This window comes from Pseudonocardia wallangbongensis, from assembly GCF_054486945.1.
The window spans coordinates 226,124-243,918 of the sequence record NZ_JBRERS010000009.1 but is presented as its reverse complement, the minus strand read 5'-3'; the positions used below and the strand labels follow the sequence as shown (position 1 = coordinate 243,918).

Here is a 17,795-nt window from a genome sequence, read left to right as displayed (position 1 = left end):
CCATGGAGCAGCGCTACGCCACCTCCCCCGAGCAGGTCCCCGGGATGGACACCGGACAGCTGCGCCGCCGCTACCTCGTCGAGGACCTGTTCGTCGCCGACGAGGTGCGCGCGACCTACACCCACCACGACCGGGTCGTGCTCGCCGGCGTCCAGCCGGTGACCCGCGCCGTGGCGCTGCCGGGGTTCCCGGAGATCCGCAGCGACCACTTCTTCGAGCACCGGGAGGCCGGGATCGTCAACGTCGGGGGCGCCGGCACGATCGCCGTCGACGGCACGGCCCACAAGGTGGGAAAGGGGTCGTGCCTCTACGTGGGGCGGGGTGCGCAGGACGTGACGTTCGCGTCCGAGGACGGTGCCGCACCCGCACGGTTCTACCTGTTCTCCGCCCCGGCGCACACCGCCCACCCGACCACGTTCGTCGAGGCGGGCACCGGCACCGTGCGCGAGCTCGGCGACGGCCTCACCTCCAACCGGCGCACGCTCAACCAGTACATCCACGAGAACGGGGTGCGCAGCTGCCAGGTCGTGATGGGCGTGACGACGCTGCACGCGGGCAGCATGTGGAACACGATGCCGGCACACACCCACGACCGGCGGATGGAGGCGTACCTGTACTTCGACCTGCCGGCCGACGCCCGGATCGTCCACCTCATGGGTGAGCCGTCGCAGACCCGGCACCTGGTGGTCGCCGACGGGCAGGCGGTGATCTCACCCAGCTGGTCGGTGCACTGCGGGTTCGGCTCGGCCAGCTACAGCTTCGTCTGGGCCATGGCAGGGGAGAATCAGTGCTTCGACGACATGGACGGCGTCCCCATCACCGAGATGCGGTGAGCCCGGGATGCGCTGAACCCGGACAGGTGAGAGATGCCCCCCGAGAGCCCCGCGACCGGTGAACGATCGAGCGCGAGCGAGAAGACCCTGCTCGTGCTGTCGGCGGTGCTGACCCATCCCCGGTTCACCGACGTGGTGGAGGCCACCGGGCTGGCGAAGGCCACCGTGCACCGGATCCTGTCCACGCTGGTGGACCGCGGATACGTCGCGGTGGGCCGGGACGGCCAGTACCTGCCGGGGCCGACGGTCCTGTCCCTCGCCGGGCGGGCGCTGCAGCAGATCGACATCTCGGCGATCGCCCAGCCGATCGTCGACGAGCTGGTGGCCCGCGTGCAGTGCACGGTGCACGTAGGCGTCGCGAACGCCGACGAGATCATCTACCTGATCCGCGCCGACTCGGACAAGCCGTACCGGATGCCGTCCCGCGTGGGCCTGGCCATCCCGATGCACTCCTCGGGCATCGGGAAGGTCGTTCTCTCCGGTTTCACCGACGAGGGGCTCGCCCACTACGCGACCCGCACCGGGCTGGCGCCGCGCACCGAGCACACGATCACGGACCTGGAGACGCTGCGCCGGGCCGTCGCCACCGTGCGGGAACGCGGTTTCGCCGAGGACGACGAGGAGAACGTCCCCGGCGTGCGCTGCGTTGCGGCGCCCGTGCGGGACCACACCGGAACGATCAAGTACGGGTTGAGCATCTCCACGCTGAAGCTCGAGCACACCGCCGAGCAGGTGGCGGCGATGGCTCCGTACGCCACCGAGGCGGCCGACAAGGTCTCGGCCGCACTCGGATACACCCCCTGAGCACGCACGAGTAGGAGAACCACCGCGCCATGACCGCTGCGACCACCCCCGCCGCCTACGCGGAGAGCCTCTTCGGCCTCGACGGCAGGCTGGCCGCGGTGACCGGGGCGAGCCGGGGCATCGGCCTCGCGATCGCGGACTGCCTCGCGGCAGCGGGCGCCGACATCATCGCCGTGGGCTCCGGACGGCCCGGCGGCGACGAGGAGGTACGGGCCGCCGTCGAGGGACGCGGCCGGAAGCTCATCGCCCTGGCGGCGGACCTCGCCGACCGTGACCAGGTCGCCGCCCTCGCCGCGGACCTCGCCGCGCGCGACGTCGACATCCTGGTCAACAACGCCGGCGCGATCCGCCGCGCCCCCGCCGCCGGGCACCCCGACGCGGACTTCGACCACGTCGTCGACGTGAACCTGCGGGCCACGTTCGTGCTCTCCCGCGAGGTCGGGCGCGCGATGGTGCACCGGGGCGGCGGCAAGATCGTGAACACCGCGTCGATGCTGAGCTTCCAGGGGGGCGTGCTGGTTCCCGGTTACGCCGCGTCCAAGTCGGCGGTGGCCGGGCTCACCAAGGCGCTGGCCAACGAGTGGGCGGACAAGGGCGTGAACGTCAACGCCGTGGCGCCCGGCTACGTCGCCACGGCCAACACCAGCGACCTGCGCGCGGACCCGGTCCGCAGCCGCGCCATCCTCGACCGGATCCCGGCCGGCCGCTGGGCCGAGGCCGGCGACATCGCGGGCGCCGTCCTGTTCCTCTGCTCCCGCGCCGCCGACTACGTGCACGGCGCGGTGCTCCCGGTGGACGGCGGCTGGCTCGCCCGCTGACCCGCGGGTTCGCGAGTGAGAAATTCGGAACAACGACGAGATGAGGAAGCTGAATTGAGCCTGTTCGCGGTGTTCTACACCTACGCCGAAGGTTCGGACGACAAGCGGGACGAGCATCGGCCGGCACATCGGGCGTTCCTGCGCGAGTTGCACGAGGCCGGGAAGTTGAAGGTGTGCGGACCGTGGGGCCCCGAGGAGGCCCCCGGCGGGATGCTGATCTTCGAAGGGGAGGGCGCGGCCGAGATCGGCGCGCTGCTCGACCACGACCCGTTCGCGGAGGTCGGGGTCGTCGCGGAACGCTCGATCAAGTCCTGGGGGATCGTCATCGGCGAACTCGGCTGAGGTCGCGATCACAAATCGTACGAACGACACTTTCGTCCGATAGGTCCGGACGAGAGTGCCGTCCGTACGACGGATTCGCAGTTTCCTGAACTCACCAATCAGTGGGACGCTTCTCCGCACCACGAGAGGAGCGGCCTTGGACGGGCGCGAGGGTGTGGAGGCATTCGGGTACCAGCAGGAGCTCAAGCGGTCGCTCTCGTTCACCGACCTGCTGGTCTACGGCCTGATCTTCATGGTGCCGATCGCTCCGTTCGGCATCTTCGGCAGCGTCTACCAGGCCTCGGGCGGGATGGTCGCCCTCGCCTACGCCATCGGGATGCTGGCGATGGCGTTCACCGCCGCCTCGTACGCCCAGATGGCGCGCGCGTTCCCGATGGCGGGCTCGGTCTACGCCTACGCCGGGCGCGGCATCGCGCAGCCCGTCGGGTTCCTCGCGGGCTGGATGGTGCTGCTCGACTACGTGCTGGTGCCCGGGCTGCTGTACCTCATCGCCGGCATCGCGATGAACTCGACCGTGCCGGCGATCCCGGTGTGGCTGTGGATCGTGGCCTTCGTCGTGCTCAACACGGCGGTCAACTACCTCGGCATCGAGATGACCGCACGCGTCAACAAGATCATGCTCGTCGCGGAGCTCGTGGTGCTCGTGATCTTCCTGGTCATCGGGATCGGCGCGCTGGCGGGCGGTGCGGGACGCGGGTTCGACCTCGGCCCGGTCTACGACAGCAGCACGTTCTCGGTGGGCCTGGTGTTCGGGGCGGTCTCGATCGCCGTGCTGAGCTTCCTCGGGTTCGACGGCATCTCCACGCTCGCCGAGGAGAACCGGGAGTCGGCCCGGTCGATCGGCAAGGCGATGATCGGCGCGCTCGCGATCGCCGGCACGCTGTTCATCGTGCAGACCTGGGTGGCCGCGCTGCTCGTCCCGAATCCGCAGGCCCTCGTCGCCGACGGCGATCCGGGAGGCACGGCCTTCTACGACGCCGCGGCCGTGGCCGGCGGGGCATGGCTCGCCACGCTCACCGCCATCGCCACCGCGATCGCGTGGGGCTTCGCCAACTCCCTCGTCGCGCAGGCCGCGACGTCCCGGCTGCTCTTCGCCATGGCCCGGGACCGCCAGCTGCCCGCCGTGCTGTCCCGGGTGCACCCCGCCCGCCGGGTACCGGTCAACGCCACGCTGCTGGTCGCCGCCGTGTCGCTCGTCCTCGGCATCACGATGAGCACCCGAGACGACGGCATCACGCTGCTGTCCACCCTGGTCAACTTCGGCGCGATGACCGCGTTCCTCGTGCTGCACGTCTCGGTGGTCGTCCACTTCGCGGTGCGGCAGCGCAGCACCGACTACTGGCGCCACCTCGCCGTGCCGGTGATCGGGTTCGCGATCCTCGCCTTCGTCGTCGTGAACGCGCAGGTCGCGGCGCAGACCCTCGGCTTCGCCTGGCTGCTGGTCGGCCTCGTCCTCCTCGGCGTGGTGGTGGCCACCGGACGGCGGCCGCCCGTGATCACCTGACCGCGGCCGGTCGGCGGGCGCGGTGCGCCGAGTAGAGCCCGAGCCCCGCCAGCACCAACGCGAGCGGTGGGAACCAGAACGCCGCCGCGACCGCCAGCACGAGGTTGGCGCCGGCGATCCGCGCCCAGTTCCGGCGCACGGGATCCGACGGCGGCGCCGCCCGCGTCCCGAGGGCCGGGCGGCGGAGCGCGAACCCGAGCTGCACGAGCGCGAGCCCCGCGAAGACGGCGGCCCACACCGGCGCCCCGTCGGCGAAGTGCCACACCGACAGCACCGCGAGGCAGGCGGTGGCGACGGCGCTGCCGGGCCTCATCGCACCCGTCCCAGGTTCAGGAAAGCCACATTCATGAACCTGCAGGACAGGAATGTGGCTTTGCTGAACTTCCGGAGCCGGCCCATCACACGAACAGCTGCCACGTCGAGACCACCCCCAGCACCGTGAGGAGGATCCCGGACAGCAGCACCCACCACCGGCCCGCCGGGGTGAGGCGGTAGGCCTCGGGCAGGACCTTCCGTTCGGTCCACAGGATCGCGAGGCAGAACAGGCCGGAGGCCAGCAGGCCGCCGAGCACCGAGGCCGGCGTCACGATCACCACCAGCTCGCCGACCGTCCACACCAGCGCGAGGCTCGCGAGCAGGATGTAGCCGTACATCCACGGCCGCAGGGCGCGCGGCCCGGTGCGGCGCAGCCGCCCGAACACCGGGGAGAGCGTCTCGTACGCGGTGTAGGTGTAGAGCTCCCAGAACGCGTACAGCGAGCCGAAGAACGCGAAGAAGACCGCGACGTAGTAGAGGTACTCGAGCGTCGGGTGCACCGCCGTGAGGAACTGGGCCTGGTAGGTGAGGGTGTCGTTGCCCTCGGGGATCAGCTGCTCCGCCGCCAGCAGGGACGCGCCGTTGATCATGAACATGCACGCGAACACCACGATCGCGACGAACGACAGCACCGTGTCGCCCAGCGGGGCCCGGCTCCAGGCCCGCCCGCGGTCCACCTGCTCGGGCTCCTCGGACAGCGGCAGCCGCGTCCCGCGGGGCAGGGCCGCGAGCCGCTCGGCCAGCGCGGTCTGGTCGGGCCGCCCGAGCATGCCCCAGCGCTTCTCGCGCAGCATGCCGGCGTAGCCGATGTAGTCGTAGGTGCCGCCTCCGACCGCGCCCAGGTAGACGGCGAGCTCGAGCCACACGGAGCGCTCGGCGACGTCCGGGTAGACGCCGGCGACCCAACCGTTGTACTCGGGGACGGTCGGCAGCAGCCCGGCGAGCGCGGCGAGCCAGTCCGGTTGCAGCACGACGACGCTGACGGCGATGGCGAGCAGCATGAACCCGACGATGATGGTCTGGGCGGTCTCCAGGCGCTGGTAGCCGCCGAACCACGAGAGGAGGCCGGACAGCACGATCAGGCCGGTGGCCCACAGCGCGCCGGTGCCGATCGCGGTGATCGTCGCCATCAGGTCGCCGAGCGCGACGCCGAGCCCGCCGACCCACGACGGGACGGCCGCGATCGACACCACGCCCATGAGCAGCGTGAACCAGCCGCGCGGGCCGCGGAACAGGGTGGCCCAGCGCGCCATCGGGTGCTCGCCGGTGATCACGGTGTACCGGTTGAACGAGTACGCGAGCGCCGCCTTGGCGGCCGCCGACACCACGAACGCCCACAGCAGCGCGTACCCGAAGAGCGCACCGCCGCGGGCGGCGAACACCATCTCGCCGGTGCCGATGTTCGCCGAGGCGACGATCGCGCCGGGTCCCAGCACGGACAGGGCGGTGACCAGCGTCAGCCTGCGCCGCAGGTTCTGTGGTGGCTCGGGATAGGTGAGGAAATCGGTCGTCTCGGATGGGTTCGTCGATGGGTTCGGCACAGCCGCTCCTTTGCGGTTGTTATTCGGAGGCCATCTCCCGTTCCATGTCGTGCAGCATCTGCACGCGACGCCGGAAGGCCGGGTCGGTGCTGAAGCGGGCGGAGAGGAACTCCTCCAGCACCTGCGCGGCGATCGCGGGCCCCACCAGCCACGCCCCGATGCACACGACGTTGACGTCGTCGTGCTCGACGGCCTGGCGTGCGGTGTAGGTGTCGTGGGCGACGGTCGCGCGAATCCCGGCGATCTTGTTGGCGGCGATCGCGGCGCCGACGCCGGTGCCGCACACGAGCACGCCCCGATCCGCCTCGCCCGACCGCACCGGGCCGCTCACCGCCTTGGCGACGTCCGGGAAGTCCACCGGGTCGGCGCTGCGGGCGCCGACGTCGAGCACCTCGTGCCCGAGACCTTCGAGCACGGAGCGCACGTGCTCCTTGAGCGCGAAGCCCGCGTGGTCGTTGCCGAGGACGATCTTCATCAACTGCCTCCTCGCATCTGCTCGAGCCAGGCGAGCGACTCGGGTGAGGTTCCGGGGAAGACCTGGTCCGCCTCGAGCAGGAAGCTGCGGTCTCCGTGGTGGGCGAGCTCCTCGTGCACCGCGGCCGGGTCGCCGGCCTCGACGAGGTCGAGGATGCGGCGGTGGCGCCGGGCGTCCCCGGCGAGGGTCTCGTGGGTGCTGCGGGCGCGGCGGTTCATCGCCATGCACATCTGCAGCTGCAGGGCGAGCGAGCGGTAGGCCTCCTCCAGCCTGCGGTGCCCGGCGAGCCCGACCACGGCGACGTGGAATGCGAACCCCCGCTCGTTCACGAGGGCGGCATCCCCCGCCTCGGCGGCGCGCTCCAGCGCCGCGTACGCCTCCCGGCACCGCTCGATGCGCTCCGGCGCGCGGCACGGCACCCCGAGGTCGACGGCGAGGCGCTCGAGGTCGTGGCGCAGCGTGACGATCTCGTAGACGTCGTGCAGCGTGAGCGGGGTCACCACCACCCCCCGACGGGGGGAGCGCACGACGAGCCGCTCCTGCTCGAGCACGCGCAGTGCTTCCCGCAGCGGCGGCTTGCTGACGCCCAGCGCGCCGGCGACCTGGCTCTCCACCACGCGATCTCCCGGGCGCAGCTCCCCAGCGAAGATCATCTTCCGGACGGCGGCAGCGGCGAGCTGGGTGATGCTCGGCGGCGCCTCGATGCGCCGGCCGATGGGTTCGGCCACGGCACCTCCTGGAAGCGATTTCGCGCGTGGCTCTTGTCTCCTGGCGACGAACTTCTGTAGACAGTAGGCCAGCTTGCCATTGCCGCCAAGACTCTCCGGAGGCGCGCGTGCTCGACCGGGACGCCCAACCCCCACTCGCCGGCATCACGGTGCTCGAGGTCGGGGCGTTCATGGCGGCGCCCTTCGCGACCATGCAGCTCGCCGACCTCGGCGCCACCGTCCTCAAGATCGAGGCCCCCGGCTCGGGCGACCCGGTACGGGCCACCGGCCCGTTCGTCGAAGGGCACAGCTCGCCGTTCGCGCGGCTCAACCGCAACAAGCGCTCCGTGGTGCTCGACCTGAAGTCCGACGCCGGGCGGGAGGCGCTCCTGCGGCTCGCCGCCTCGGCCGACGTCCTGGTCGAGAACCTGCGGCCGGGCGCGATGCGCAGGCTCGGCCTCGACCACGACACCGTGCGGTCGGCGGCCCCGCACCTCGTCTACGCCTCGGCGTCCGGGTGGGGCCAGGACGGCCCGCTGGCGCCACTCCCCGGCCTGGACATCATGGCGCAGGCCCGCGGGGGCCTGATGAGCATCACGGGAACCCCCGACGGGGAGCCCACGAAGGTCGGCGTGCCGATCTGCGACCTCGTGTGCGCGCTCTACGTCGCGCTCGCGGTCACCGCCGCGCTGCGGGAGCGCGACCGCACCGGGCTCGGCCAGCACATCGACGTCTCCCTGCTGGAGGCGGGCGTGTCCTTCGCCGTCTGGGAGGCCGGCCGGTACTTCGCCACCGGGGAGGTCGGCCGCCCGCTCGGGTCGGCGCACCAGAGCAGCGCGCCGTACCAGGCGGTCCGCACCGCGGACGGCCACGTCACCCTCGGGGCCGTCACGCCCAAGACGTGGACCGGCATGTGCGAGGTGCTCGGGCTCACCGCCCTGCAGGACGACCCGCGCTACGCCGACGCCTTCGGCCGGCACGCGCACCGCGAGGCGCTGATCGCCCGGATCGAGGACGTGACGCGCGGCTGGACCAGCGCCGACCTGGTGCGCGCGCTCGACGGGGCCGGAGTGCCGTGCGCGCCGATCGCCGACTACGCCGAGGTGTTCACCGACGAGCACCTGAACCGGCGCGACTACTTCTGGGACGCGGAGCACCCCGTCCTCGGGCCGGTACGCCAGCTGGGTTCGCCGATGCGCTTCTCGCGCACGCCGGCCTCCCGCGGCGCCGCGGGCCCGCTGCTCGGAGAGGGCACGGCCGACGCGCTGCGGACGGTCGGCTACTCCGAGGAAGAGATCACCGAGCTCACCGCGCAGGGCAGCGTCGCCCCTACGGATGCGCGGGACAGGGAGGATCCGGCATGAGAAACCGTGCAGGTAGGACCGCGCTGGCGGTCGCGGTCGTCGGCGCGCTCGCGCTGGCCGGCTGCGGCGGCAACAGCGGTGGCGATGACGCCGCCGGCGGGTGGCAGCCCGACGGTGACGTCACGATGATCGTGCCGTTCGCCGCGGGCGGCGGGAGCGACCGGGCGGGCCGCGCGCTCGCCGCGGCCATCGAGGCGGCCGCCCCGGACGTCGGCGTCTCGGTCGAGAACCGGGAGGGCGGCTCGGGCGCCGTCGGCTACTCGTACTTCCTAGGCCGGAACGGCGACGCGGAGACGCTGCTCGCCACGGAGACGGCGTTGCTGGCCCTGCCCACGAGCGGCGACGTCCAGTTCACGTTCGAGGACTTCACCCCGATCATGAAGATCGCCGAGGACTTCACGCTCCTCGTGGTGCCGGCCGCGGCGCCCTACCAGACGTGCTCGGACGTGGTGAACGCCGCGCGCGGGCAGCGGGTCGTGGCCGGGATCAGCGGGACGACCGGGCTGGACAACATCGTCTTCTCCCTCACCGAGAAGGAGACCGGCGCGAAGTTCGACCGGGTGGCCTTCGAGTCCGGTGGGGAGCTCATCGCGGCCCTGCTCGGCGGGCAGATCGACTTCGCCTCGCTGAACCCGGGTGAGGTGATCGGGCAGCTCGAGTCGGGCGACCTGCGCGCCCTGTGCGCGTTCGCCGAGAAGCGCTACGACTACGGGGAGCTGAAGGACATCCCGACGGCCACCGAGCAGGGCATCCCGGTGTCGTTCGCGCAGTTCCGCGGGGTGCTGGCGCCGGGTGGCATCGACGAGGAGCAGCGCACGTTCTGGATCGACACGATGCAGCGCGCGCTCCAGACCGACGAGTACCGCAAGTACGTCGAGGACAGCTACCTGCAGCCGATCACGGCGCCCGGGCCGGAGTTCGTCGACTACCTGAACCGCAACCAGACCCTGCTGGAGGAGGCGCTGAAGCAGTGACCGAGCCAGCGGCGACGGAGCCGACGGCCGGCGTGGCGGCCCCACCGCAGGAGGAGACCGCGGGCCCCGGCGCGCAGGCCGTCGCGTTCGGGGTCCTCGCGGTCATCGGGGCCGCGGTGTTCGCCACCTCGTTCGGCTACGGGATCCTCGGCGAGGACGACCGGGTCGGCCCGGGCCTGCTCCCGATGGTGACCGGCCTGCTGCTCCTGCTGCTGTGCGGCGGGCAGCTCCTCGTCCGGCTGGGGCGCCTGCGTCGGGCGGGCGAACGCGAGCAGCAGGCGCCCGGGATGGACGCCTCCGGGAACGCCGCGCCGCAACGGGTCCGCCGGCTGTGGACGGTGGTCGTCGCGACCCCGGTCGCGGTGCTGCTGATCCCCCTGCTCGGGTTCCTGCCCGCGCTCGGGCTGCTCGTGCTGTTCATCGCCGCCGTCGTCGAGCACCGGCCACCGCTCGTGGCGCTCGCCGTCACGGCGGTCGCCGTGGCCGCCGGGTACGGCGTGTTCATGGAGTTCCTGGACGTCCCGCTCCCGACCGGCCTGGTCGGCGACGTGCTGGGGTGGTGACGGCATGCTCGACAACCTGATGCTCGGCTTCGAGACGGCGCTCTCGGTCGAGAACGTGCTGTGGTGCTTCGTCGGGGTCCTCCTGGGCACCGTGATCGGGGTGCTGCCCGGCCTCGGCTCCACCACCGGCGTGGCGATCCTGCTGCCGCTCACACTCGACTTCGAACCGGTGTCGGCGCTGATCATGCTCGCCGGCATCTACTACGGCGCCCAGTACGGGGGCACGATCACCTCCGTCCTGATCTCGACGCCCGGCGAGGCGGCCACGGTCGTCACGACCATCGACGGCTACCAGATGGCGCGGCGGGGGCGGGCCGGCGCGGCGCTGGCGATCTCCGCGATCGGCTCGTTCGTCGCCGCGATCATCTCGCTCGCGCTGCTGATGGCCCTCGCTCCCCCGTTCGCCGACTTCGCGCTGCGGTTCGGGCCACCGGAGATGCTGGCCGTCATGGTGCTCGGCCTGGCGACCATCGTCAGCTTCTCCGGCGAGGACCGGGTGCTCGGCGCCACCATGGCCGTGCTCGGGCTCCTCATCGCGATGGTGGGCGTCGACACGGGCAGCGGGGTGGCGCGCTACACGTTCGGTTCGGTCGACCTGCTGTCCGGCATCCCGTTCGTCGAGGTGATGATCGGGCTGTTCGCGGTGGGCGAGGTGCTGCACCAGATCCACGAGGGTGCGGCCGCGCCGATCCGGGCCCGCTTCCGGGAGCTCTTGATCAGCCGCGAGGACCTGAAGCGCTCCGCCGGGCCGATCCTGCGCGGCAGCGGGCTCGGGTTCCTGTTCGGCTGCCTGCCGGGCGCCGGATCGACGCTGGCGTCCTTCATGGCGTACGGGGTCGAGAAGCGGGTCTCCAAGCGCAAGGACGAGTTCGGCCGCGGCGCGATCGAGGGCGTCGCGGCGCCGGAGAGCGCCAACAACGCCGCCGCCAACGCCAACTTCGTGCCGACGCTCACCCTCGGCGTGCCGGGCGGAGCGACCACGGCCGTGCTGCTCGGCGCGTTCACGATCTACGGCATCCAGCCCGGGCCGCTGCTGTTCGACCAGCAGCCGGAGCTGGTGTGGGGGCTGCTCACGTCCTTCTTCATCGGCAACGTGATCCTGCTCGTCCTCAACCTGCCGCTCGCGCCGGTGTTCGCCCAGCTCCTGCGGGTGCCCTACGGCTACCTCTACCCGCTGATCCTCTTCACGAGCCTGCTCGGCGCGTACGCGATCTCCAACAACACCTTCAGCGTGTGGGTCGTGCTCGTCTTCGGGCTGGTCGGCTACGCGATGAAGCGCCTCGGCTTCCCCACCGCCCCGCTCGTGCTGGGGCTGGTGCTCGGGCCGCTGTTCGAGAAGGCGCTGGTGCAGACGAGCTCGATCGGCGACGGGAACCTGCTGATCGTCTTCACCCGGCCGCTGTGCGTCGTGGTGCTCGTGCTCGCGGTGCTGCTGGTGGTCGGCCCGGTGATCGTCACCCGGATGAGGTCGACGCGCTCCCGCCAGAAGAGCAGCACCCTCGTCGGATGACCCTGCCCCCTCGTGAGTGGATACGAGTGCTCCAGCACCCGTATCCACTCACGGGTCGTTCGACTGCACGAGCGAGCGCCGGCGCACCGGAAGTGTGCCGGAAGAAGTGCTCATCGAGTGCGCTGTTTCCGGGTGGACGAAGGGCGCCCGCGGCGGCGTGCGAAGCTGGGGCGGCACGCCAGGACGAACCGAGGTGATCTGGAGCACAGGGCACTGGGCGAACCGCCACCGGGCCGTCCATCGTTCGATCACCCCGGTACCGGGGAGCGACCAGGACGTGGCCGACTGGGGGAGGGACCAGGATGGATGCAACCGGCGCGGGCACCAGCGCCGGGCCCGCGGAGGCCGCCGGGAGCGCCGAGGACGCCACCGCCGGTCCACCCCGCCCGGTCGGCCGGGCCGACGCCACGGGGCCCCTGCCCGTCCAGCCGCCGGCCGCTCCCACCGGACCGCTGCCGGCCTCGCCGCCCGGCTCCTGGTTCGACCCCGGCGCCGCCACCGACACGGCCACCGAGACGGCCGCCCAGCCCGTCGCTCCGAACGGCTCCCCACCCTCCTGGTTCGCGACCGGGCCGCTCCCGGCCGTTCCCACCGGCCCGGAGGTCGCCACGCCACCCGCCGGCGCAGCCGCTCCCCAGGCGGCGCCCGGCCCGCCCCCTGTTCCCGTCGACCAGTCCGGTCCCGCCCCGGCCGGTCTCTTCGAACCCGCGGCGGGCCCGCAGCCCACGGTGCCCACACCGACCCCGCCGACCGCGGCCATCCCCGTCGTCGACCCGCAGGTCCCCGCAGGCACGGACCCCACCGGCGACATCCCCGTCGTCCCGGCCCCCACCGCCGACCCGTCCCCTCCGACGGGAGCCATCCCGGTCCCGCCCCCGACCGGCGCCCCGCCCGCACCCGCCGGGCTCTTCACCCCGGCCACGCCGCCGGTGAACGCCCCGGCCGGTCCCGGCGCACCGGCCGACCTCTTCTCCCCGGCCGACCCGCCGCAGCAGCCGGCGATGCCGAGCCCGCCGGAACCGCCCACCGGCCTCTTCGCCGCGGTCGCCCCACCACCACCCGCCGCGCCTGCTCCCGCCGCGCCTCCGATGCCGGCCGAGCCGGCGCGGTTCGCCGACGCGACCGGGCCCATGCCGGCGGTCGCCGCCGCGGCCGGCCCGCCCGCCGTACACCCGCCCCCGGCGGGACCGGCCGGCCCGCCGCCGCCTCCACCCGCGCCCGAGGCGCCGCCCCGCACGGACGCATGGTCGTTCCCCCCTGCCCCGGCCCAGCCCGCCGGCACGGACCCCTGGTCACCGCCATCGGACGACCGCCGGCCCGGCGCCGCGCAACCGCTCACCACGCCGGCGGCCGGAGGCCATGCCGCGGGCCTGACCATGGTGACGGGCTCGAAAACCGCCACCACGCAGTCGAAGCGCCGGGCGTGGCCGCTCACCGTCGTCGGCGTCCTCGTCGCCGTCGCGGCCGGGATCGCGCTGGTGTTCTCCGTCGCCCGCACGAACCCCGCCGACCTCGCCACGACGGCCGCATCCGACGCCGGCGGCTGGCCCGGCGCCCACTACCAGGGCACCGTCGCCGCGATCGACGGCGGCGAGATCCGCTTCGACCTGACGGTCACCGCCGACGGCGCCTCGGGCACCCTGTCCCGCGACGGCGGCCAGGCCACGGCCGAGCTCCTGTGGGACCAGGACGGTTCGCTGATCCGCGCCAACCGGGAGTGGTGGCTGTACCACCACCCGACGCGCGCCGACGACCTCGCCGACACCTGGGTGGCCCAACCGGACACCGAGACGCAGGAGATCGACCCGGTCCTGCACCTGAACGGCACCGCGCTCGCCGACTACGTGCGTGGTGGGCAGCCCTCGCAGTGGCAGGCACTCGAGCAGCAACTCGTGGAGGGGCGGTCCGGGATCGTGCTCTTCGACGGCGCCCGGCGGGTCGTCGTCGGCAGCGAGGACACCCATCCGCTCGTCGCCCTCGACGTCGCCCCCAACGCCAGCACTCCCCCCGTGCCGGTCAGCAGGCCGACCGACGAGCAGATCGCCGCGGTCACCGGCGCCGCTGCCCGGGTGCGGCAGGAGGCCGGGCCCAGGACGCTCGCCCAGCTGCTGCAGGAGCGCCCGAACGTCGGCATCCAGCTCCAGCCCGATCCCCTCTGCACGGCCGAGACCTGCAACGTCACCGTCACGGTCACCAACTCCGGCACCGCGCCCGCCCGCGGACGGCTGGAGGTGTCCGCCGACGGCAAGGTCGTGGCGAACCACCCGTTGGACGTCCAGCCGGGCCAGGTGGCGACGTTCACGGCCGGCGCCCCCAACCCGCAGTTCGCCCAGCCCGGCGCCAGCGGCCGGATCCTCTGGGAGACCCGGGCCGTCGACGACTGAGCCCGCGCCGCGTCGCCCCTGGGCGTCGCACACCAACTTCGGCGCCGGCACACCAACTGCAGTTGGTGTGTGAGCACCGAGGTTGGTGTGCCAGCCTCGGGTCGCCCGACCCACAAGGAATTGGGGCCGGGTCACCCGATCGGCCACATTCGCCCGACGCCCCCTGCGCGGTGAATCCCCTGCTCAGCCCTCCGACCAGGGCGGCGGGCTGCACGGACGGGGCCTCCGTTGCGTGGCACAGCACCCGTGAGCAGCGCAAACTCCGTCAATGAACCCCGTCCAGGATCGGCCCTCCACGTGCAACTGCTCGCACGCGGAGGCGCCGAGCCACCACGGCGACCACGCACACTGCTGCACCTTCGTGGAGCTCTCCTTGCGCGCAGGCGCCGATCCCACCGCGCTCCTGGGTGCGTGCCACCGCTCGGACTGCCGCTTCGACGACATGCTCGGCTGCCCCGCATCCCCGATGAACGCGGGAGCCCGCGGGGACCCGACCGCGGCGGGTCGCTGATTCAGCGGACCAGCCCCGCGCGGAACGCCAGCACCACCAGCTGCACCCGGTCCCGGGACTGCGTCTTCGCCAGCAGGTGACCGATGTGGGTCTTGACCGTCGCCTCCGACACGACGAGGTCGGCGGCGATCTCGGTGTTCGACCGGCCCTCCCCCACCAGGCCGAGGACCTCCCGCTCGCGCGGGGTCAGCTCCTCCAGTGCCGCGGTTGTGGCCGGGGTTGCCGGCCGCTGGTCGCCCAGCAGTGGTGCGGTGGCCCGCAGCAGCCGTCGCGTCGAGACCGGGTCGACCATCGAGTCGCCCCGGTGCACCGTCCGGACGGCCTCGATCAGGTCGTCGGGCCGGACGCCCTTGAGCAGGAACCCGCTGGCCCCCGCGCCGATCGCGGCGGTGACCGACTCGTCGAGGTCGAACGTGGTCAACACGATCACCCGCAGGTCCGGCTGCATCGCGACGGCCCGGCGGGTGGCCTCGATGCCGTCCAGCCGGGGCATCCGCACGTCCATCAGCACGACGTCGACGGTGGTCGTCTCCAGCGTCGCGAGCGCCGCCTCGCCGTCGCCGGCCTGGGCGACGACGCTCAGGTCGTCGCAGGAGTCCAGCACCATCGCGAAGCCGGCCCGCACCAACTCCTGGTCGTCGACGAGCATCAACCGGACGGGGTCGTTCACCGTTCTCCTCCGAGGTCAGGGCTCGCGGGCAAGGGGCAGCCGCAGGCGGACGGCGAACCCGCCGTCCGGATGCGGTCCGATCTCGACGGAGCCGCCGTGCAGGGCGGCCCGTTCGCGCATGCCGACCACGCCGTGCCCGCCGCGCGGCGGGGTCGGCCGGGGGCCCTGCGCGCCCTCGTCCCGCACCGAGACGGTGAGCTCGTCGTCGCTCCAGCCGAGGGTGACGTGGGTGGGTGTGTCCCGCCCGGCGTGCTTGATGACGTTCGTCAGCGCTTCCTGCACCACCCGGTAGGCCGTCAGGCCCGCTCCGCCGCGGAGCTCGCGGGGGGTGCCGGTCACCGTCAGGTCGACGGGGAGCCCACCGGCGCGGACCTGCTCGACCAGCGCCGGGAGGTGGTCGGTGCCGGGCTGGGGGCGCTCGGGGCCGTCCGCGTCGAGCGGGCCGGTGTCGCGCAGCACCGCCAGCAGGCCGCGGACGTCGCCGAGCGCCTCCCGCCCGGCGCTGCCGATCCCGGCGAGCACCTCGACGGCCTTCTGCGGGTCGCGCTGGGCGGCGTACTGCCCGCCGTCGGCCTGGGCGATGATCCCGGACAGCGAGTGCGCGACGATGTCGTGCACCTCCCGGGAGATGCGCGACCGCTCGGCCAGCAGCTCGATCCGGACCTCCTGTCGGCGGCCCTCCTCGAGCAGCCGGGCGCGTTCGTGGAGCTGCTCGGCGTGGCGGCGCTGGGCGCGGCGCATCGCGCCGAACAGCAGCACGCACAGCAGCACCAGCAGCATGAACCCGGCGATGAGGATCGGCCCGAGCCAGCCGATCTCGGGATCGGTCAGGAAGAACCCGGAGAGCAGCAGCGGGCCGAACATCCCGACCGCCAGCACCGCGGCAGTGAGCCAACCGGCCCAGCGCGGACCGTAGGCCACTGCCGAGTACCCCATGACCAGGGCGGGCAGGATGTACCCGGCGAGGGTGCCGGAGAACGTGAACGTGCCGGCCGCGGCGACGACCGCGGTCACCGCCGCCGCCGGGACCGGGTATCGCCGCCGGAACACGACCGGTGCCGTGGCGAGCACGGCGACGACGATCGCGAGCGCGCGCGCGTCGCGCGGGACCTTCCCCTCCAGCGTCCACTGCAGCGCGACGAGGAACAGGACGACGGCCAACGCGCCGTCGACGACCATCGGGTTGCGCCGGGCGAAGGAGACGAACCGCTCCACCGGGCCGGGGCGCTCGACGCGGGTCACCGGGCACCTCCCACGCGGGCCGACGCGGCGTGCAGCAACGCTTCGAGCGGACCCCTGCCCACCAGGTTCCGCCAGCCGACCGCGGCGAGGACGGCCCCGGCCACGAACACGGCGGTCACCGGCCACGGGTCGGCGATGACGGCGGCGGTGTCCTGCACCAGCGCGAGCGCGGCGATGTGGCCGGCGTAGAGGGTCAGGGCGAGCGCGCCGGTGGCGGCCGGCGGCGCGAGCAGCCACGGCACCACCCGAGCGGCGAGCAGGCAGGCCCCGAGCACGGCGACGGCGACCCCACCTGCGCCGACGACGTCGAACGGGCTCCCGCTGTGCGGGGTGGCGGTCAGCAGCCACGCCGGCGAGGTGGTGGAGACGGTGCCGTAGGAGCTGCCCGACAGCAGCGCCAGCACCTGGTCCGCGGGCATCGCGAGCTTCTCCGCGGCAGGGGCGACCGAGTCGAGGAGCGCCTGCCGCCCACCGAGCACGTCCACGGCGAGCCATGATCCCCCGTAGCCGAGCACGGCGCCGACCAGGCCACCGGCGATCAGCCGTCCGGCGGGGGCCACCAGGTCGAGGCGACCGATCGCGATGCCGGCCAGGAGGAACGGCATCCACGTGAGCACCGGGTAGGCACCGGTCAGCAGCAACCGGATGACCGCGTCGCCCGCAGCGGAGAACGACGTCAGGTCCGACGGTGCGATCGTGCCGCCGAACGTGGTCACCTCCATCCGCGAGCGCAGCGCGAACGACAGCAGCGGCCCGGCCACCGCCCACCCCGCCGCCGTCCAGGCCAAGGTGCGGGTCCGGGCGAACAGCAACGGCAGGACCAGCAGGAACTCGATCCCGTACACGGGGAGGATCACCATCGGCCCGGAGCTGACCGGGACCAGCGCGATCCCGAGCACGATGAGCAGCACCGCGCGCACCGCGACCCGACGCCGCAGCCCGGCACGCACGGCCGGGTCACCGGACCGCAGCGCGACCCGCGACATCAGTGCGAGCGACACCCCGCCGAGGACGCCGAACAGCGCCGCGGCACGCCCGTTGACGGCCTGCCAGAGCGGGGCGGACGCGTCGGCGGCGGCCACGTGGGCGACGATCATCCCGATGACGGCGAGGCCGCGGGCGGCGTCCACCCCGGCGAGCCGGGTGCGGGCCCCCTCCGGCCACCGTTCGGGAGGTGCGAACGACGCGAGAGGCCCGGTGGCGGCGAGCGGATCGAGCGTGGTCATGCCACGACCCTC

Annotated in this window: 18 protein-coding genes; 11 read left to right on the top strand and 7 right to left on the bottom strand. The window is 73.0% G+C overall.

Going from position 1 to position 17,795, the window contains the following annotated elements; genetic code table 11:
- The first annotated feature begins 2 nt into the window (after positions 1 to 2).
- The 5 genes from kduI to ACU436_RS29395 all read left to right on the top strand — a co-directional run bounded on the left by kduI (position 3) and on the right by ACU436_RS29395 (position 4,301).
- Positions 3 to 833 carry a 5-dehydro-4-deoxy-D-glucuronate isomerase gene (kduI, locus tag ACU436_RS29415; RefSeq protein WP_459030228.1) on the top strand — a complete coding sequence of 277 codons (831 nt, stop codon included), beginning with the start codon at positions 3 to 5 and terminating at the stop codon, positions 831 to 833.
- Positions 834 to 866: 33 nt separating this feature from the next.
- On the top strand, positions 867 to 1,637 hold the full coding sequence (locus ACU436_RS29410) for an IclR family transcriptional regulator (protein ID WP_459030227.1): 771 nt from the start codon (positions 867 to 869) through the stop codon (positions 1,635 to 1,637).
- A gap of 29 nt (positions 1,638 to 1,666) precedes the next feature.
- Positions 1,667 to 2,455 carry an SDR family oxidoreductase gene (locus tag ACU436_RS29405; protein ID WP_459030226.1) on the top strand — a complete coding sequence of 263 codons (789 nt, stop codon included), beginning with the start codon at positions 1,667 to 1,669 and terminating at the stop codon, positions 2,453 to 2,455.
- Positions 2,456 to 2,509: 54 nt separating this feature from the next.
- On the top strand, positions 2,510 to 2,797 hold the full coding sequence (locus ACU436_RS29400) for a YciI family protein (RefSeq protein ID WP_459030225.1): 288 nt from the start codon (positions 2,510 to 2,512) through the stop codon (positions 2,795 to 2,797).
- Between the two features lie 136 nt (positions 2,798 to 2,933).
- Positions 2,934 to 4,301, top strand: coding sequence for an APC family permease (locus tag ACU436_RS29395; protein WP_459030224.1), 1,368 nt, complete (start codon positions 2,934 to 2,936; stop codon positions 4,299 to 4,301).
- Here the strand turns inward: ACU436_RS29395 and ACU436_RS29390 are convergent.
- The 4 genes from ACU436_RS29390 to ACU436_RS29375 all read right to left on the bottom strand — a co-directional run bounded on the left by ACU436_RS29390 (position 4,294) and on the right by ACU436_RS29375 (position 7,360).
- The gene (locus ACU436_RS29390; RefSeq protein WP_459030223.1) at positions 4,294 to 4,614 is read right to left on the bottom strand and encodes a hypothetical protein; all 321 of its coding nucleotides are present in this window, start codon (positions 4,612 to 4,614) and stop codon (positions 4,294 to 4,296) included. The two genes, ACU436_RS29395 and ACU436_RS29390, sit on opposite strands and share 8 nt — an antisense overlap.
- A gap of 85 nt (positions 4,615 to 4,699) precedes the next feature.
- The gene (locus ACU436_RS29385; protein ID WP_459030222.1) at positions 4,700 to 6,157 is read right to left on the bottom strand and encodes an Nramp family divalent metal transporter; all 1,458 of its coding nucleotides are present in this window, start codon (positions 6,155 to 6,157) and stop codon (positions 4,700 to 4,702) included.
- 19 nt (positions 6,158 to 6,176) lie between these two features.
- Entirely contained in the window at positions 6,177 to 6,632 is a 456-nt protein-coding gene (rpiB, locus tag ACU436_RS29380) for a ribose 5-phosphate isomerase B (RefSeq protein WP_459030221.1), read from the bottom strand.
- On the bottom strand, positions 6,632 to 7,360 hold the full coding sequence (locus tag ACU436_RS29375) for a GntR family transcriptional regulator (RefSeq protein ID WP_459030220.1): 729 nt from the start codon (positions 7,358 to 7,360) through the stop codon (positions 6,632 to 6,634). Before ACU436_RS29375 ends, rpiB begins: the two co-directional genes overlap by 1 nt.
- Before the next feature lie 107 nt (positions 7,361 to 7,467).
- On the opposite strand from ACU436_RS29375, the gene ACU436_RS29370 reads away from it, so the two are divergent.
- The 6 genes from ACU436_RS29370 (at position 7,468) to ACU436_RS29345 (ending at position 14,645) form a co-directional block, all read left to right on the top strand.
- A complete protein-coding gene (locus tag ACU436_RS29370) occupies positions 7,468 to 8,703 on the top strand; it encodes a CaiB/BaiF CoA transferase family protein (RefSeq protein ID WP_459030219.1) in 1,236 nt (411 codons plus the stop codon).
- Positions 8,700 to 9,677 (top strand): Bug family tripartite tricarboxylate transporter substrate binding protein, encoded by a 978-nt coding sequence (locus ACU436_RS29365; RefSeq protein WP_459030218.1) that lies wholly within the window; start codon positions 8,700 to 8,702, stop codon positions 9,675 to 9,677. The genes ACU436_RS29370 and ACU436_RS29365 overlap by 4 nt, the downstream gene beginning before the upstream one ends.
- The gene (locus ACU436_RS29360) at positions 9,674 to 10,240 is read left to right on the top strand and encodes a tripartite tricarboxylate transporter TctB family protein (protein WP_459030217.1); all 567 of its coding nucleotides are present in this window, start codon (positions 9,674 to 9,676) and stop codon (positions 10,238 to 10,240) included. The genes ACU436_RS29365 and ACU436_RS29360 overlap by 4 nt, the downstream gene beginning before the upstream one ends.
- Before the next feature lie 4 nt (positions 10,241 to 10,244).
- The gene (locus ACU436_RS29355) at positions 10,245 to 11,750 is read left to right on the top strand and encodes a tripartite tricarboxylate transporter permease (protein ID WP_459030216.1); all 1,506 of its coding nucleotides are present in this window, start codon (positions 10,245 to 10,247) and stop codon (positions 11,748 to 11,750) included.
- Positions 11,751 to 12,052: 302 nt separating this feature from the next.
- Positions 12,053 to 14,134 (top strand): hypothetical protein, encoded by a 2,082-nt coding sequence (locus tag ACU436_RS29350; RefSeq protein WP_459030215.1) that lies wholly within the window; start codon positions 12,053 to 12,055, stop codon positions 14,132 to 14,134.
- 268 nt (positions 14,135 to 14,402) lie between these two features.
- On the top strand, positions 14,403 to 14,645 hold the full coding sequence (locus ACU436_RS29345) for a DUF1540 domain-containing protein (protein WP_459030214.1): 243 nt from the start codon (positions 14,403 to 14,405) through the stop codon (positions 14,643 to 14,645).
- A 1-nt stretch (position 14,646) separates the two neighbouring features.
- On the opposite strand, the gene ACU436_RS29340 is transcribed toward ACU436_RS29345, so the two are convergent.
- The 3 genes from ACU436_RS29340 to ACU436_RS29330 are packed head-to-tail and all read right to left on the bottom strand — an operon-like array spanning position 14,647 to position 17,783.
- Positions 14,647 to 15,294, bottom strand: a complete 648-nt coding sequence (locus ACU436_RS29340) for a response regulator transcription factor (protein ID WP_459030359.1) — start codon at positions 15,292 to 15,294, stop codon at positions 14,647 to 14,649.
- Between the two features lie 36 nt (positions 15,295 to 15,330).
- A complete protein-coding gene (locus ACU436_RS29335) occupies positions 15,331 to 16,557 on the bottom strand; it encodes a sensor histidine kinase (RefSeq protein WP_459030213.1) in 1,227 nt (408 codons plus the stop codon).
- A complete protein-coding gene (locus ACU436_RS29330) occupies positions 16,554 to 17,783 on the bottom strand; it encodes a DUF418 domain-containing protein (RefSeq protein ID WP_459030212.1) in 1,230 nt (409 codons plus the stop codon). Before ACU436_RS29330 ends, ACU436_RS29335 begins: the two co-directional genes overlap by 4 nt.
- Between the last annotated feature and the right edge of the window lie 12 nt (positions 17,784 to 17,795).

Bases quoted from the DNA above. Each gene is read 5' to 3' on its own strand.
- kduI (WP_459030228.1), top strand. From the start codon at position 3: ATGGAGCAGCGCTACGCCACCTCCCCCGAGCAGGTCCCCGGGATGGAC.
- ACU436_RS29410 (WP_459030227.1), top strand. From the start codon at position 867: ATGCCCCCCGAGAGCCCCGCGACCGGTGAACGATCGAGCGCGAGCGAG.
- ACU436_RS29405 (WP_459030226.1), top strand. From the start codon at position 1,667: ATGACCGCTGCGACCACCCCCGCCGCCTACGCGGAGAGCCTCTTCGGC.
- ACU436_RS29390 (WP_459030223.1), bottom strand. From the start codon at position 4,614: ATGAGGCCCGGCAGCGCCGTCGCCACCGCCTGCCTCGCGGTGCTGTCG.
- rpiB (WP_459030221.1), bottom strand. From the start codon at position 6,632: ATGAAGATCGTCCTCGGCAACGACCACGCGGGCTTCGCGCTCAAGGAG.
- ACU436_RS29365 (WP_459030218.1), top strand. From the start codon at position 8,700: ATGAGAAACCGTGCAGGTAGGACCGCGCTGGCGGTCGCGGTCGTCGGC.
- ACU436_RS29355 (WP_459030216.1), top strand. From the start codon at position 10,245: ATGCTCGACAACCTGATGCTCGGCTTCGAGACGGCGCTCTCGGTCGAG.
- ACU436_RS29350 (WP_459030215.1), top strand. From the start codon at position 12,053: ATGGATGCAACCGGCGCGGGCACCAGCGCCGGGCCCGCGGAGGCCGCC.
- ACU436_RS29345 (WP_459030214.1), top strand. From the start codon at position 14,403: ATGAACCCCGTCCAGGATCGGCCCTCCACGTGCAACTGCTCGCACGCG.
- ACU436_RS29340 (WP_459030359.1), bottom strand. From the start codon at position 15,294: ATGCTCGTCGACGACCAGGAGTTGGTGCGGGCCGGCTTCGCGATGGTG.
- ACU436_RS29330 (WP_459030212.1), bottom strand. From the start codon at position 17,783: ATGACCACGCTCGATCCGCTCGCCGCCACCGGGCCTCTCGCGTCGTTC.